Here is a 15,869-nt window from a genome sequence, read left to right on the forward strand (position 1 = left end):
CTCATCTATTCATATTATTAATTAATGCTTTAAACAAATCAAACAATGGAAATTTTACATCGAATCAAACTACTAAAAAGAACAATTCTGATCGTCATATTCTTTTTATTAACTGCTCTAACAATAACTCTAAATGCACAGACCAGTATACAACTGCCTAAATATTTAGTTACAGAATATACGGGAGTGCTTGCAGAAGCGGGTTCTAGCACTCGTGTTGATACAGATGCAAAATGTATTATTAAAAAGCGCGGATTTCGAACGTACCATCTAAACTTTGGTAATGGAGTTTCTTCATTATCAAATATAAAGTTTATAAAAAATGATGATACTTATACATCAACAATTATCCATCAAGGAAAAACATTGTCGATTACACTCGATGAAGATGGAGATCTTTTCATTGGATCAACGGCAAAAGGAGTATTCTCATTCTCTGGTAGCATTAGCGATGAATATGAAGCGGATGCAGATACTGAAAATATAAATGTAACTAATAATGGAAGTACTATAAGCCTTGGCACAGGCAATACTAACATTCTTATTGAAAACGGAGAAACGAATTTGCATTCAGGAAATTCAGAGATTCATATAGACCATGAAAGTACATCTATAGATACTGGAAATATCAGTATTTCTACATCATCAGCTTCTAATAATCATATCGCAAGTTGTTTCTTGCATAACGACTACGTATACGAAGGTTTAATACATTGTAATTCTACAGAAATCAGTACGCTTCCATCAAAAGTTGTTGGAATTTATCGAGGAAAACTAAAAACCTATGAAATCGAAACAAAGAAAGGAATCTGTACTATTGTAAAAACTGGATGTAAAACATATCGATTAGATTTCAGCAATGGTATCCCTTCTATTCATAATATTCAATTCGGAAGAAAAAATGATTTTGATGAGTATACTTCTGTAATTATTGAGGGCGTATATTCTTCTGCTATAGAAATTGATATGTCATTTGATGATTTAGAAATCGATGGAAAAATTCTTCGTGTTTCATTTGACGGAAAAAAGAATTAAAAAGAGAAACTATTTATTTGTTCGAAATTAGCAAAAATGTGGATTGATCTGATTGATATCAGCATTTTAATCAATCCACTTTACCAGACTAAATAATGTTCATTTTATTGTATAACCTTTCTTTAAAAGTTCTTCCGATGGGAATATGATGTTCTTGAATTTTTATTGTCTGATCTAATTCGTAAAAAGACTCTATTTTATGCCAGTTTACGATATACGATCGATGTGTCTGAATAAAAAAATCTCTATTCAAAGCCTTGAGCAAACTACTTATAGAATGTCTTACTGATAATTTTCTGCCATCACAAGTTACGATAGAACAATAATTTTTAGAATCTGTATGAGCAAAAATAATAGAGGATATCGCTAATTTCACCAACTTATTACCACACTTAACAAAGATATGTGACTTTTTGCGTTCTTCAATTTGGACTTTTTTCACATCTGAAAACTCCTGAAATGATTTCGAATTCTGATATAATGAATTTACCTTTTTTGATAAGCCTAAACCCGCATGCTTTGATTTAATATAAAATCCAATAATGATACCTTCAACAGTGTGTTTAATTACTTGTTTTTGGATAATTAATGAAGTATCCAAATTACTTAACGATGTGTTTTTAAGATCATCGATATCAATATTCATCTCTTTTAAATAAGAATCATTTGCTTCTACTTGATACGTCTTCATACATTGGGATTTTTGATGTTCGCTATTTCAAATCTAGTAAGTTGAAAGGCTATTTTACAAAGACTTATTATTGGCATTTATAAATCAGTAGTTGAAATTTATAAATTTCAACTACTGATAAATTCTTTTCATAATTCCATTAGATACATATTTAATCTTTACATTCGTAACAGTTTTAAGCTGTCTGGTTTAGCAATAACAATGTTTTCTTTTAATAACATGAAATATTTATTCTTCTTTTCTACTATTTTCTTCTTGCTATGTAATTATACGGCTAAAGCGCAAGATCATTTTGAGGAATTACGTGAACTTTTAAGAAAAGAAACTGAAACTTCTAAAAGGATAAAGATCACAGAGGATTTACTTGATCAATACAAGGGTTCTTCTGACACTTTAAAAATGGCAAATGCCTACCATTTTTTATCTTTTCTGAAACCAAATGATAAATCCGCTTTTATAGACAGTATTATTCTTATTACAAAAAACAAAAGGTATTCTAGATATCCTGCTGGAGCATATTTAGAAAAAGGTAATATAAAATATGAATTAGGGGATTATATTGGAGCTTTAGAATCTTATGTACAAGCATCTGAGAAAGCTAAAACAAATGGAAATGATAAATTGCATGCCGATGCTAAATTTAACATTGGTTTATTAAAAAATCAAGCTGGTGACTATGAAGAATCTAAAACTATATTTGCAGAATACATTACATTTTTAGAACAAAATGCCAATTACCGAACTACATTTAATTATAATCCTGCATTATTTGCATTAGCAGATTCTTACATCCACACTAAAGATTTAGATCTGGTTGAAAAGATTATTGATAAAGGGATTGAGCAAACCCTTAAAACCAATGATTCTGCTACCTATTCCTATATCATTGTTACTTCTGGAATTCATCAATATCTTCTAAAAAATTATCAAAACGCTATAGATAGTTTACAAAAAGGAAAAGAATTAATACGCAAATTTGATCCTGTAGAAACTAGAATTGCTACTTGTGATTATTACATTGGTCGAAGCTATAAAGACCTTGGAAATAAAGAAACAGGCTTATCATATTTTAAAAAAGTAGACACCACGCTAAGAAAGACTAAAGATGTAATTCCTGAAACTATTAAAGTTTATGAATATCTAAAAGAAGATGCTGAATCTAAAGGCGATTATAAACTTCAATTAGACTATCTTAATACGCACTTAGAATTGGATAGTATTAGGCATGCTAATCAGGTTTATTTAACAAGAAATATTACTAGAAAATATGATGCTGCAGAATTAATTTCAGAAAAAGAGAAATTAATAGCCAAATATGAGAAAGATACTTTTTTAAAAAATAACACTATTACTTTCTTGATAGTACTTTCATTAATTTTAGTACTACTAGCTATTTATGGATTTAGAAGAAGTTACCTAAACAAAAGTAGATTCCAAAAATTATTATTAGAACAACAAGAAAAGTCTAAAATAAATCAATCTGCCGCTCTTGAAAAAGAGATAACATCTAATCTAACCAAAAAAGAGGATTTAGATATTCCGGAAGATGTAATTGAAACTATTTTAAAGAAATTGCAAGATTTTGAAGCTAAAAACCAATTCGCAAAAAAACATTACACCCTTAATTCGCTAGCTAAAGAACTTAATACAAACAGTGCGTATCTTTCTAAGATCATCAATGTCTATAAGAGCGTAAATTTTTCAAATTATCTAAATAATTTAAGAATTGACTTTGCTGTAGATCAACTAAGCACAAACAAAGCTCTGCGATCTTATACCATCCAAGCGATTGCGGAGGAAGTTGGTTTTAAAAATGCGCAATCATTTTCTTCGGCCTTTCATAAAAAAACAGGTATCTACCCTTCATACTTTATAAAACATCTAAAAGATTAATTTTCAAACAAATAAAAACACTTATATCTCTTGAAATTTATAAATTTCAAGTATGATAACCTGTATTTTTCTTCTTAAAATCGTAGATTGTGTGAAACACAAAAAATCTAAATGAAAAAGGAAAAATTAAAGCGACTAAGCCTAGATCGTATTAAGATTGCTCAATTAAATCCTCTATATAAAGTAAGAGGTGGATTTAACCCAAATACAGCAACCAACCAATCAACCTTAATCGATAATTGTACGGAAACAGCTTCTAAAAAAGATTGTATGCTTACACATACTTCTACTAAAACCTTTCCAGTAAGTAATACTAGAAATTGTATTTAGGCGCTGAAGTCTTCATCTTTAAGAAATATTGATATGAAAAAATATAAAAAATTAAATCTCGATAAAATCAAAATTGCACGATTAACGAATCTAAATGCTATAAAAGGCGGATCTATCATCATCATAGAAGAGGATTCCGAGCCTCTTTCTGACCATAATTTAGCGAGTATTAATGATCAATGTATGACTTCTACTAAAACTGTTCCTATCGGTACTGGTAGTATAGATCCAAATGATATCTAACGATTAATAAAACATAAAAAAATGAAACACAAAGGGAACAAAAAGTTAAGTTTAGATAAGATCAAAATTGCAAGATTACATAATCTTGAGCTAATTTCTGGTGGTATTGGTAACGATGAGTTTCCTACAGATTCTAAATCAGAACACTGTGAAACCCATCCCTTCTTTTGTTGGGAAAGTATATCCACAAAAACAGTTCCCGTTAGTGGTCAAACTTGTGTTTGCATTTAAATAATCATAACCAAATTATGATGAAAAACAACAAAAAAAAGCTAACTCTAGATAAAATAAAGATTGCCAAACTTGATCATCTTGATTCATTTAAAGGAGGGCAACAAGAAGATACGGATACAGAAACTTTTGATCCAGAAGTTTGTTTTACGAAACCCACCATCTGCGCTAAAACCGTTTGGGATTGTGGTATTTCTACAAAAACAGTCCCTATCAGTGGTCGAACTTGTGTTTGTATATAATAGCTACACAAGGATATAGCATTAATAAGTTATAGTCTATTTGACTTTTTCATATCACTTTCAAGCGTTTATAGATATCTTCTTTAAACGTTCTGCCTATAGGGATATGATGTCCTTGTATTTCTATTGTTTGATCATATTCATGTAGCGAATCAATCTTATTCCAATTAATAATATAAGATCGATGAGTTTGTACAAACTCTAACCCTTTTAACTTTTTACTAAGTTTTAAAATAGAATAACGCACTGATAGCTTTTTATGATCTGTAGTGACAATGGTACAATAGTTTTTTGAATCTGTATGCGCAAATAATATGGAATCTAAATGTACTTTCACCAATTTATTACCACTTTTAATAAAGATATATTCTTTTCCGGCACCACCATTGTTCCTTAAGATTACCTCCTGCTTCTGGGCCAAAATTAAAGCTGCCTGTAGATCATCTTTATCGATGGGTTTTGTTAAATAAGCAACGGGATGGATTTCGGCTGCTTTATTCATTACATTTTTATCTGTATCAGAGGTGGTAAAAAATACAGGAATATGATATAAAGACTTTATTTGATGTCCCAGTGCTATTCCTGAATCTTTCTCATGAAGATGAATATCTAAAATAACTGCATCCGGCATTAAGTCTCCAATCTGTTCCAAAGCCTCAAAAGGATCATCTGAAGTACCTACACAATTATATTCTAATTCTTCTAAAGTGATTTTAATATCTTCTAAATGAAATATATTATCTTCCACTATATAAATATCCATGACTTATGCTTTTAATTAGGCAGATAAAGGTTCGGTAGTAGCACTATCTTTCTCTATCAAAGTTAATGTTGTAGGAACACTTAAGTCAAATCGCGTGCCAATTCTCTTTTCTGATGAAACAGTTATCGTTCCTTTGTGCATTTTTATAAAACCATATACAAGGTTAAGACCTAATCCTGTTCCTTTTTCACCTTGCGTACCTATAGTAGATTTTCTTTCTTCTAAAGCAAAAAGATGTGTTAATTGATCAGAAGACATTCCTATTCCAGTATCAACAACTGAGCATACAAACACATTACCCTTGGTTGTAAACTCTATTCTTATACTACCATTTTCTGTATACTTCAATGCGTTATTAATTAGATTTCTGAAAATAACATGGAAAGCACCTTTATCAAAATCAATTGATAATTCATTTTTATATTTTAATTCTAGTTTCGTGTTTTTATAAGAGGCTTGTTGTTTATATCCAGAAATAATATCTTTTAGTTCTTTTCCAACTATGATTTTCTCAGGATTGATTTTATATCCATTCATTTGTTCTAATGACCAGTTTAATAAATTATCTAGCATATTAGACAAACGCTCAGAGTTTTGTTCTAAAGCCTGAGAGAGTTCTATTGTTTTATCATAATTTTCCTTTTGAATGTGATATTTTAATATTTTTCCTGATCTCTGAAACGGAATAATCATACCTCTTAAATCATGAGCGATAATAGAAAAAAGACGATTTTTAATTTGATTCGTTGAGACCAACTTCTTTTGCTGTTTTCTAAGTTTTCTATATGTCCAGGTTCCAATTCCTAAGAATAGTAATAAAAAAGCAGTAATGATCAGGTATAAGTATTGTTGATTTTTTGCTTGTTGAGCAATCCGTTCTTGCTCTTCTTTTTGTTTATTGAGAGTAACTATTTTAAGTTCTTTCTTTTTGGTATCATACTTCTTTTCTAGATCTGCAACTTTAGTTTGAACTTGTTGATTAGACACAGAGTCTTTAATCTTATAATACTTTTTCAAATATCTCATAGCTGAATCAAATTGACGTATTCCTTCAAAATATTCACTATAGATTTTATACGATCTTTGTTTCCATAATAAAATGTCTCTTTGTTTGGATATTTTTCGAAGTATGGAAATATATTTGCTTGATTTATTATACTCTTTTTTATCGTTATAAAGTTCTATCAAACTCAACGTAGAAATATATAATACTTTACGATCTTTAGAGACATTTGCTAATTCAAAAGATTCAGTAAAAAGGTTCTCTGCATCATCTAATTCTTTATAACCTTTAAAAAATATATTTCCTTTTTGATTTAAAACCTCTGCTTGAACAAGATCATTTTTTAATAGCTTATTGTAATATAAGGCCGAATCTACATAAGTAATGGATTTGTCTATATGATTGGACTCCAAAAAGCATTTTGACAAATCAGAAAATCCAAAAATTAATGTTTTATAATTTTCTTTAACTTTTGCTATAGAGATACTTTTTTCTAAATACTTAATAGCTACATCATATTGTTTCCATTTTAGATAACTAAGCCCTAGAAAGTAATATGTATCTTCTATTAATATTGGACTACCTAATTTTTCATTCAATTCTATAGAGTGCAGTAAATCCTTTGCTGCAGCTTCATAATTTGACATATTAAAATAATATAAACCTCTATTTTGATATCTATTAGGAAGTCCCGCGGTATACCCAAATTTTTTCAGGAATGTTATTAAAGTATCCGTGTATTTTATAGCTCGAAAATAATCTTCATTACCTCTTGCAATTTGAGCTAACGAATCATAGTAAGGAAGCCAATTTTCATTTTCAGGGTTATTTTCTAAAACTAATCTTATCTTATTTAAGTATTTTAATACTTCTTTATCATTAGCATTACTAACTGCCAAGGCATACGCCTTTTCTGAATAAGCTTTTAGTAAGATTAGACTATCATTGAGTTTTTCTGCAATTTTTTCTGCCTTATTAAAATACTCTAGAGAAAAATTACTTTTACCTAAAATAGTATATAATGATCCTGATGCTATGTAAATTTCAAATTTACACGCATCATCAACTTTATTAATTATATAGCTATTTAGTTTTGATAAAGACTCCGAACTTGTAATCGTATCCTTTTGTTTTCTCCATAAATCACAATGATCTTCTAAGCTCTGAGTATATATATTGATATTGGTAAGGCAAAAAATGAATATAAATATATCTTTTACTTTGATCATAGTTGGTGATGATTAAAGTATGAATCAATACATACTTAGATAATAGTATATCAAAGATAAACGCTTAAAACTTATTTTAGATTGATTATAACTAAAACATTAGCGAACCGCGGAAATTAAATAATAATAAAAGAGATTATCGAATAAGTTTGTCATTTACTAAATTCCTTCTCTTTTATTTATTGGAGTAGTAGGATTATAACCAAACCCAGAAATTTCTAATTCTACATTCAATTGGTTTAGAATATATCCTATAGTAGCATAATGATGAATCGCATGGCTATTAGCATGTGCCAAGATACTTTCTAATGTATAATTAACAGTTACTTTACCTTGCCCCATATTATCAGTAACATGAATCAAATAGTCTGTGTTAGCATCTATATAAGAGAGTAATGTTTTCTGCAACATATATATATGGTCCTTTGCTGCATCAATATTGGTAGATAAAATTTCATCTCTTTTACGTGCAGTAAGATCAATATCATTTGTATCTAATCCGTCTATAATACAATCAAAAAAATCAAGAGTATGTCTTATATGCGAACCAATACTTGAGTAATAAGGTCCTACAGAAGCATTACAGTAAGTTTTTAAATCTATTGCGTCTAATAATGCAATTGCATTATTGAGATTGTGGTTTATTGAGGATATTATAAGTTCTTTCATAGGGAATATTGACGTAAGATACACAATAAACTTACATAATAACTTTTGAAAAACGTTAAAATTATAAATAACGCAGAGAAGTATATACTACTCAATATCCAATATCGTTATTGATAAATCAAATGATAACCGCCGTTGGTAAACAGTAGGATATCTATCACTTTACTTATGGGTTTTCCATAAAAATTAAGACAAAGTGCGCATTTCATCGATTAATGACGTTTATTTTTGGATGTTACTTGGAAAATATTGTATACTTGTACTGTTCATTAAAAAGCCCCATACAAATGAAAAGGATAGCATCAATTTTATTTTTACTTTGTTTTGTTAACCAAATTAATGCCCAAGATCTTTATGAAGATGCCTTAACAGCCGCTAGCTATGCATACTCTCACTCTAAGAAAGCTCATGGTGCCAACAATGTATTCCACACTCAAGAATATGCTGATAAAGCTATAGAAGCTTTCGAAAAAGTAGAAGCTCTTGCTGACAAATGTGGATGTGATGATGCTAATGAAACAGCTTATCAAGCTAAAACCAAAATGGTAAGCTCTATGGATCAGGACACTTATGAGCGTAGTAGATACTATGCTAAACAAGCGAAGGAGCTTGGTCCTAAATTATTAGAGCAATTAACAAATTGTCAAGCAAATAAAGGTAGTGATTCTTATTCTGAAGATATTGCTGATGTAAGTGAGGAAGAAGAAGCTATTGCTGCTGCTTCTGAAGAAGTGGCTCAAAAGCAAAAAGAATTAGAAGCGCAAAGACGTCAGTTAGAAATCGAACAACAAAAATTACAAGAGCAAATTGCAGCACAGCAAAAAGCACAAGCAGAATTTGAAGCACAACGTGCAGCAGAATTAAAGCAACAAACTGCAGTAAAAGCGAAAGCTGAGCAGGCATTACAAAAATTAGAAAGTGCTTTGCAAGAATTAAGTATTGCTTTTGATGACAACTCTACATTTGAAACTCAGAAAGATTATGTAAGAAGTGAAAACGATTTAATGAACGAAACTCTTGACGATACAAAAAGTTTCTACGTAAATAGAGCAAAAGAACTAACCAAGAGTGCTATGCAACAATTCGCTGGTTACACAGAAAATTAATACGATTGAATTTTATTTTGTAGCCCCAAAATAAAATTTTTCAGGGACGGCACTTTTAACTAAGTGTCGTTTTTTTTGCTGTAATCAGAACAAAACAAAGTATCAATTTTGAATAATTTGGAATAATTCCATAAATTTGGAATTATTCCAAAAAAAGTAAAATTGAGAACTATATTACATTTAGACTTGGATACATTTTATGTATCTGTAGAGCGACTCATAGACAGTTCTTTGCAACAAAAACCTTTGCTAGTAGGGGGAATTAGCGATCGAGGTGTTGTAGCGGCTTGTAGTTATGAGACTAGAACATTTGGTGTGCATTCAGGAATGTCTATGAAAATAGCTAAAGAATTATGTCCTGAAGCTACTGTTATAAAAGGTAATGCAGGTACCTACAGTAAATATTCTGATATCGTTACAGAAATCATCAAAGAAAAAGTTCCTGTATTAGAAAAATCCAGTATCGATGAGTTTTATGCAGATCTTTCTGGAATGGATAAATTCTTTGGTGCCTATAAATATGCATCAGAATTAAGGCAAAAAATTATATCCGAAACTGGATTACCGATCTCTTTAGGTTTTGCTCAAAACAAAGTAGTTTCTAAAGTAGCTACTAATGAAGCGAAACCCAATAACCAATTAAAAATTGATTTTGGTAAAGAAAAACCTTTTCTCGCTCCACTATCTATTAAAAAAATTCCGATGGTAGGTGATAAAACATTTCAGACACTTCGCAATCTAGGAGTTAGACAGGTAAAAACAATACAGGACATGCCTGTAGATGTCATGCAAAGAGTATTAGGTGCCAATGGACTAACGATTTGGAAAAGAGCAAACGGAATTGATGATACTCCTGTGATTGGTTTCTCTGAACGAAAATCTATTTCTACAGAGAGAACATTTGATAGCGATACTATAGATGTGCATAAACTGCGAAATATTCTAGTTGCAATGACAGAGAACTTATCTTATCAGCTACGTAGAGGAAATAAATTGTGTGCGTGTGTTGCTGTAAAAATTAGATACTCCGATTTCAACACCTACTCTAAACAACTTAAAATACCTTACACTAGTGCTGATCATGTATTAATCCCAAAAATACTTGGACTATTCGAAAAACTATATCAAAAAAGACTGTTAGTACGTCTCATAGGAATTCGATTTAGTCATTTAGTAACAGGAAACTATCAGATTAACCTTTTCGAAGACAATGAAAAACAGCTAAATCTTTATAAAGCTTTAGATCATATAAGAAATCAATATGGAGATCGAAGTGTTATTAGAGCTGTTGCTATGGGATCTAAAACTATTGGCAGAATGCAAAACCCTTTTAACGGTCAACCGCCAGTCGTATTGGCACATAGAAAACAATAAAAATAGATTTTATATTTTGTGTATCTAAATTGTCATTCATATTATAGTCTAAGATTTGGAACTTTTTCTGAAATTGAACTACTAGAATTAGCTAAAGAAAATTGTGTTGATTCTCTGGCTTTGACGGATATCAATAACACATCAGCATGCCTTAATTTTATTAGAAAAGCCAAAGAATACAATATTAAACCAATTGTAGGTATTGATTTTAGAAATAATCATCAGCAATTATATGTAGGGCTTGCCAAAAATAATAAAGGATATAAGGAGTTGAATGACTTTCTATCGTATCATTTACACAATAAGATAGCATTTCCAGAAACCGCTCCCCTATTCCAAAATGCTTTTGTCATATATCCATTTAAACAAATTATAGGAACCCTAAAAAAAACATTAAATACAAATGAATTTATTGGTGTTACCATAAAAGATATTCCAAAACTTAGACTTTCAAAAATCTTACTATTAGAAAATAAGCTTGTTATTCTTCAGCCTGTAACTTTTAGGTCTAAAAAAGATTTTAATACACATCGTTTACTAAGAGCTATTGATAATAATATTTTATTAAGTCGATTACCCGAAGATCAGCAAGCTTGTTTTTCTGAACAAATGACTCATAATGATCAAATTACAAAAGAGTTTCAGGAATTTGACTTCATCATTAGAAATACCAAAAACATAAGCAATCAATGTACTATCGATTTTAATTTTTCTAAAAACAAACCCTCTTTAAATCAAAAAACATATACAGGAGATATTCAAAAAGACAACGAATTATTAAAAAAATTATGTATAGAAGGATTGCCTTATAGATATTCAAATCCAAATAAAAAAGTAAAAGATCGATTAAAAAAAGAACTAGATCTCATTACAAAAATGAATTTTGTATCTTATTTTCTTCTCAATTGGAGAATCATTTCATATGCCCAAGAACAAGGCTATTACTATGTTGGTCGCGGTAGTGGAGCTAATAGTATTGTTGCATATTTACTTAAGATTACGGATGTGGATCCTATAGAGTTAGATTTATATTTCGAACGTTTTATCAACTCACATCGTACCAGTCCACCTGATTTTGATATTGACTTCTCTTGGAGAGATCGACAGGATATCACACGTTTTATCTTTTCAGAATTCAATAATGTAGCATTATTAGGAGCGTATGTTACATTTCATTATAAAGGAGCAGTAAGAGAATTAGGAAAAGTATTTGGATTACCTAAATTTGAAATCGACAAACTTAGTGGAGGCGATTATGATTATAACTCTTTGGATCATATCCACAAATTAGTGATTACTTATAGCCAGCTATTACAAGGAATTCCTAACTACATTAGTATCCATGCCAGTGGTATCTTAATCAGCGAACAACCACTCCACAATTATGCAGCCACAGATTTGCCTCCAAAAGGTTTTCCGACAGTACAATTTGATATGATCATTGCAGAAGATTTAGGACTTTATAAGTTTGATATCCTAGGTCAGCGCGGTTTAGCAAAAATCAAAGAAGCTATAAACATAATTCAATATAATCAACCTGAGAAAGCTAATTTCGACATACATGATATTGAAAAATTCAAGAAAGACCCTAACATAAATGCTCTGATTAGAGATGCTAAATGTTTGGCTTGTTTTTATGTAGAATCTCCCGCTATGCGTATGCTACTAAGTAAACTAAAAACAGATAATTATTTGGGATTGGTAGCGGCAAGCTCTATCATACGACCTGGAGTAGCTAAAAGTGGAATGATGCGAGAATATATTTTAAGAGAGCACGATAAAAATAGGCGTAACAACTCCCACCCTATTATGCTAGATCTTATGAAAGATACTTATGGCATTATGGTATATCAAGAAGACGTAATTAAAGTAGCTCATCTTTTTGCTAAACTTACCTTAGATGAAGCAGATGTATTACGAAGAGGAATGAGTGGTAAGTTTAGATCTCGTAAAGAATTTAAAGAAGTACAACAAAAATTCATTCAGAACTGTAGGAATGAAGGGTATGAAGAACAGCTTATATTCGAAATATGGGATCAGGTAGCGAGTTTTGCTGGTTATGCATTCCCAAAAGGACATTCGGCCTCTTATGCTGTAGAAAGTTACCAAAGCTTATTTTTAAAAGCTTATTTCCCTCTAGAATATTTAGTAGCTACTTTAAATAATGGCGGAGGATTCTATCGACCAGAAGTATATTTACATGAAGCTAAATTACTAGGAGCCATAATTCATACACCTTGTATTAATGTTAGTCATTATGAACATATTCTTAAAAAAAATCATATTTATCTCGGGCTAAACATTTTACGAAACTTAGATCACAAAACATCTGAACTCATACTATTAGAACGTCAAATACATGGAGCCTATATTTCTCTTAATGACTTTATTGATCGTGTTCCTATAAGTATAGAACAGATAAGTATTCTGATTAAAATAGATGCTTTTGCTTTTACCAAAAAGAACAAACATGAATTATTATGGGAAGCTCATTTTAAGTTACATAATAATTCTTCAAGCTATGACCAACCTCTTTTATTTAAAGAAAAGCGTACAGAATATAGATTACCTGAGTTCTCAACTTCTAAATTAGAAGATGCTTTTGAACAAATTGAGTCTTTTGGATTTCCAATTTGCGGGTATTATGAGATATTAACCACGAAACCTGTTAATCAAAATAGAGCAAATGACTTAAAAGCATATCTAAATAAAAAAATTGATATTTATGGCTATCTCATTGCCATGAAAAATACAAGTACTTCCAATGGTAAAAGAATGGCTTTTGGTACTTTTTTAGATCAATTTGGTGATGTATTTGACACTGTACTATTTCCACCTGTACAAGAAAAATATAAATTAAGACACAAAGGTATTTATCGCATGTATGGCAAAGTAGTTGAAGAATTTGGGTTTTTAAGTATCGAAATTATCAAAATTGTAAAACAAGACTATATTCAAGATCCACGATATGCTTAACAAATTAGTTTAACTTATGTTCCACCACAGTCATACTTTATTTTTACTGCTTGCAAATCCTCCCATATAGGTTCATGAAACTCTTTTGGTGATAATCTAAAATAAATAATATACCTCTTTAAAACACTGCAATATGAAGAATTTATCTTTGCATTGAGTACTATTTTTTCACGTTTAAAAAAGGCATCGTATACTTCAATTTTCCCTTCAAACATTGAATTTAGTCCTTGAGATCTATAAAAACTAACTTTTGTTTTTGGCAGTTTTTTAAAAAACTTAAGCTTTGTAAGTAATCCCGTTTTCATTAAGCCAGTAAAATATGTGTCCATATCAGAGGTCACTCTTAAGACTGTCAAATCTGGATCATCTTCTAAAATCCATATAAAAACATAACTAAAATAATCTTCATCATTTACATCTCCCCAACCTTCGGCAAAACGAATATGCTCTTCTCCTTTGTAAGGAAGTGATCTTGCAAAAATTAATGGAAATTCTAATACTTCTTTTCGCCAAGTATGAGGTGCATCTAACAAATTTTCAATCTTAGTCGATTTACACCCATTAATCATAATTATAATCACTAAAATTATAATATTTTGTAATACTCTCATTTGATAAACTTTGTTTTACAGCGTACAAATCAATAGCATTAAGGAGTAAGAAAATAAATTATGTGATCGATAGGATATATTAGGGATGAATAGGAAGGTTATAAAATTATTAGTAATAAAACTCAGAGGGCAAGTTAATCTTCATCGGAATAAACGCTATGAAACAGATCTATTTTAGATCTTGAAACGGGTATTGCTTCTTGTAATCCACTTACTGTTATTGTGTATCCTCTTTTATTTCCTCTTACTTTTTCAATTCTATCTGTATTTATCAAATAAGAACGATGACATTTAAATAAAAAAGGATATAGATCAAGTTGTTTAGTAACTTTTTCCAAAGTACTCCTAAGTATATAACGAGAAACTTTTCCTTCTTTGAGATAAAAGACTTCCATATAATTACCACTGCTTTTTATCAGCAATATTTCTTGAGGAAATACTTCTAATATATCATTTCCAGTATCTGATAATAAACATACTTTATGCAGTGATAAGTTAAAATCTTCACTTCTATCCAAGTTTGAATTTGCATCGCCAGTAACTAACTTAAAATAATCTTTAATGAATAACGAAAGTGGTATAAAAAACAATTCAAAAATCAAGACGTATTGGAGAGATAAACCCAACCAATCTACAAAACGTATATTTCTAAAACCACCTGAAATTAGATTAATTAAAAAAGTGACTCCTAAAAACAAAGTTATATCCAATAAAACTTGGATACATAGATATTCATTTACAGACCTTTTTCTAAAAATGCTATAAGTAACTTTTCTAGAAGTAAAAGTTATTAATAATACAATTATCGAAGATAGAAATGAATCACTCAACAACTTACCATATTCGTAATCATTATAACCAAACGGTTGAAATAATAATAACAGAAAAAAAACAGAAACTCCTAATGTGATTGGGGTAACGACACCTTCTTTTGCTAACCACTTGTTCAAACCTAAGGACATTTAAAATAATATTGTTATTCTATAAACTCTAATTCAATAGTAATCTAAAAATAGTACGAAGCATGACAAAATCAAAAGTATCTATTAAATCTTAATATTTATTTATCAGTTTGTTACGATACGTATAATCACTAAAATATCAAATTAGTGGAATTTTTAATCTATAAATTAAATATTATGTACAAAAAGATGTTATCAATCCAAGGTATTAATTAATTAATTACACAAAGAAGAGCGATCCAGTATACATGGTGGTTATCCATCGAGTTGTCCATCCAATGGCAGTGGTGCATCTCAATGTAGACTCATCCTTCCTGGTTTTCCAGTAGCGCGTATTCGTGGTTGTTGTCTGAGTGCATTTTAGTTCTTTGCTGCTATTAGCAGTAAGTGGTATGTATTCTATACAGCTTCAGTTTACTGCATAAAAAAACCCTTCATTGTCATAATGAAGGGTTTTCAAGGAAGGCGGCGACCTACTCTCCCACGATTGTAGTACCATTGGCGCTAACGG

At 30.2% G+C, this 15,869-nt stretch carries 15 protein-coding genes; 9 read left to right on the forward strand and 6 right to left on the reverse strand.

The window, feature by feature from the left end; genetic code table 11:
* The first annotated feature begins 45 nt into the window (after positions 1 to 45).
* Entirely contained in the window at positions 46 to 1,035 is a 990-nt protein-coding gene (locus Q1B37_RS21405) for a hypothetical protein (RefSeq protein WP_299902336.1), read from the forward strand.
* Positions 1,036 to 1,123: 88 nt separating this feature from the next.
* Here the strand turns inward: Q1B37_RS21405 and Q1B37_RS21410 are convergent, their stop codons facing one another.
* A complete protein-coding gene (locus tag Q1B37_RS21410) occupies positions 1,124 to 1,726 on the reverse strand; it encodes a LytTR family DNA-binding domain-containing protein (protein ID WP_299902338.1) in 603 nt (200 codons plus the stop codon).
* A 219-nt stretch (positions 1,727 to 1,945) separates the two neighbouring features.
* On the opposite strand from Q1B37_RS21410, the gene Q1B37_RS21415 reads away from it, so the two are divergent.
* From Q1B37_RS21415 to Q1B37_RS21435, 5 genes are all read left to right on the forward strand, one after another.
* On the forward strand, positions 1,946 to 3,619 hold the full coding sequence (locus Q1B37_RS21415; RefSeq protein ID WP_299902341.1) for a helix-turn-helix transcriptional regulator: 1,674 nt from the start codon (positions 1,946 to 1,948) through the stop codon (positions 3,617 to 3,619).
* A 111-nt stretch (positions 3,620 to 3,730) separates the two neighbouring features.
* Positions 3,731 to 3,949, forward strand: a complete 219-nt coding sequence (locus Q1B37_RS21420; protein ID WP_299902343.1) for a hypothetical protein — start codon at positions 3,731 to 3,733, stop codon at positions 3,947 to 3,949.
* Between the two features lie 33 nt (positions 3,950 to 3,982).
* Entirely contained in the window at positions 3,983 to 4,192 is a 210-nt protein-coding gene (locus tag Q1B37_RS21425; RefSeq protein WP_299902346.1) for a hypothetical protein, read from the forward strand.
* A gap of 21 nt (positions 4,193 to 4,213) precedes the next feature.
* Positions 4,214 to 4,423 (forward strand): hypothetical protein, encoded by a 210-nt coding sequence (locus Q1B37_RS21430; RefSeq protein WP_299902349.1) that lies wholly within the window; start codon positions 4,214 to 4,216, stop codon positions 4,421 to 4,423.
* 20 nt (positions 4,424 to 4,443) lie between these two features.
* Positions 4,444 to 4,665, forward strand: coding sequence for a hypothetical protein (locus tag Q1B37_RS21435; protein WP_299902352.1), 222 nt, complete (start codon positions 4,444 to 4,446; stop codon positions 4,663 to 4,665).
* Positions 4,666 to 4,714: 49 nt separating this feature from the next.
* Here the strand turns inward: Q1B37_RS21435 and Q1B37_RS21440 are convergent, their stop codons facing one another.
* The 3 genes from Q1B37_RS21440 to Q1B37_RS21450 all read right to left on the reverse strand — a co-directional run bounded on the left by Q1B37_RS21440 (position 4,715) and on the right by Q1B37_RS21450 (position 8,329).
* A complete protein-coding gene (locus Q1B37_RS21440) occupies positions 4,715 to 5,428 on the reverse strand; it encodes a LytTR family DNA-binding domain-containing protein (protein WP_299902354.1) in 714 nt (237 codons plus the stop codon).
* Between the two features lie 15 nt (positions 5,429 to 5,443).
* The gene (locus Q1B37_RS21445; RefSeq protein WP_299902357.1) at positions 5,444 to 7,660 is read right to left on the reverse strand and encodes a tetratricopeptide repeat-containing sensor histidine kinase; all 2,217 of its coding nucleotides are present in this window, start codon (positions 7,658 to 7,660) and stop codon (positions 5,444 to 5,446) included.
* 159 nt (positions 7,661 to 7,819) lie between these two features.
* Entirely contained in the window at positions 7,820 to 8,329 is a 510-nt protein-coding gene (locus Q1B37_RS21450) for a DinB family protein (protein WP_299602548.1), read from the reverse strand.
* A 287-nt stretch (positions 8,330 to 8,616) separates the two neighbouring features.
* Between Q1B37_RS21450 and Q1B37_RS21455 the strand changes: the two genes are divergently transcribed.
* The 3 genes from Q1B37_RS21455 to Q1B37_RS21465 all read left to right on the forward strand — a co-directional run bounded on the left by Q1B37_RS21455 (position 8,617) and on the right by Q1B37_RS21465 (position 13,785).
* Entirely contained in the window at positions 8,617 to 9,435 is an 819-nt protein-coding gene (locus tag Q1B37_RS21455; protein WP_299602550.1) for a hypothetical protein, read from the forward strand.
* Between the two features lie 162 nt (positions 9,436 to 9,597).
* On the forward strand, positions 9,598 to 10,809 hold the full coding sequence (dinB, locus tag Q1B37_RS21460; RefSeq protein ID WP_299902360.1) for a DNA polymerase IV: 1,212 nt from the start codon (positions 9,598 to 9,600) through the stop codon (positions 10,807 to 10,809).
* Between the two features lie 18 nt (positions 10,810 to 10,827).
* Positions 10,828 to 13,785 (forward strand): PHP domain-containing protein, encoded by a 2,958-nt coding sequence (locus Q1B37_RS21465; protein ID WP_299902363.1) that lies wholly within the window; start codon positions 10,828 to 10,830, stop codon positions 13,783 to 13,785.
* Between the two features lie 14 nt (positions 13,786 to 13,799).
* Here Q1B37_RS21465 and Q1B37_RS21470 read toward each other — a convergent pair whose 3' ends face one another.
* Both Q1B37_RS21470 and Q1B37_RS21475 read right to left on the reverse strand, forming a co-directional pair.
* The gene (locus Q1B37_RS21470; protein WP_299902366.1) at positions 13,800 to 14,396 is read right to left on the reverse strand and encodes a hypothetical protein; all 597 of its coding nucleotides are present in this window, start codon (positions 14,394 to 14,396) and stop codon (positions 13,800 to 13,802) included.
* A gap of 134 nt (positions 14,397 to 14,530) precedes the next feature.
* Positions 14,531 to 15,346, reverse strand: a complete 816-nt coding sequence (locus Q1B37_RS21475) for a LytTR family DNA-binding domain-containing protein (RefSeq protein ID WP_299902369.1) — start codon at positions 15,344 to 15,346, stop codon at positions 14,531 to 14,533.
* Positions 15,347 to 15,869: the final 523 nt, after the last annotated feature.

It is taken from the genome of uncultured Aquimarina sp. (assembly GCF_947492965.1).
In the GTDB taxonomy this organism is placed as follows: domain Bacteria; phylum Bacteroidota; class Bacteroidia; order Flavobacteriales; family Flavobacteriaceae; genus Aquimarina.

What these genes read in the sequence shown, in the direction of transcription:
- Q1B37_RS21470 (WP_299902366.1), bottom strand. Translation starts at nt 14,396, where the DNA reads ATGAGAGTATTACAAAATATTATAATTTTAGTGATTATAATTATGATT.
- Q1B37_RS21445 (WP_299902357.1), bottom strand. Translation starts at nt 7,660, where the DNA reads ATGATCAAAGTAAAAGATATATTTATATTCATTTTTTGCCTTACCAAT.
- Q1B37_RS21405 (WP_299902336.1), top strand. Translation starts at nt 46, where the DNA reads ATGGAAATTTTACATCGAATCAAACTACTAAAAAGAACAATTCTGATC.
- Q1B37_RS21425 (WP_299902346.1), top strand. Translation starts at nt 3,983, where the DNA reads ATGAAAAAATATAAAAAATTAAATCTCGATAAAATCAAAATTGCACGA.
- Q1B37_RS21450 (WP_299602548.1), bottom strand. Translation starts at nt 8,329, where the DNA reads ATGAAAGAACTTATAATATCCTCAATAAACCACAATCTCAATAATGCA.
- Q1B37_RS21435 (WP_299902352.1), top strand. Translation starts at nt 4,444, where the DNA reads ATGAAAAACAACAAAAAAAAGCTAACTCTAGATAAAATAAAGATTGCC.
- Q1B37_RS21415 (WP_299902341.1), top strand. Translation starts at nt 1,946, where the DNA reads ATGAAATATTTATTCTTCTTTTCTACTATTTTCTTCTTGCTATGTAAT.
- Q1B37_RS21430 (WP_299902349.1), top strand. Translation starts at nt 4,214, where the DNA reads ATGAAACACAAAGGGAACAAAAAGTTAAGTTTAGATAAGATCAAAATT.
- Q1B37_RS21455 (WP_299602550.1), top strand. Translation starts at nt 8,617, where the DNA reads ATGAAAAGGATAGCATCAATTTTATTTTTACTTTGTTTTGTTAACCAA.
- Q1B37_RS21440 (WP_299902354.1), bottom strand. Translation starts at nt 5,428, where the DNA reads ATGGATATTTATATAGTGGAAGATAATATATTTCATTTAGAAGATATT.
- Q1B37_RS21420 (WP_299902343.1), top strand. Translation starts at nt 3,731, where the DNA reads ATGAAAAAGGAAAAATTAAAGCGACTAAGCCTAGATCGTATTAAGATT.
- Q1B37_RS21410 (WP_299902338.1), bottom strand. Translation starts at nt 1,726, where the DNA reads ATGAAGACGTATCAAGTAGAAGCAAATGATTCTTATTTAAAAGAGATG.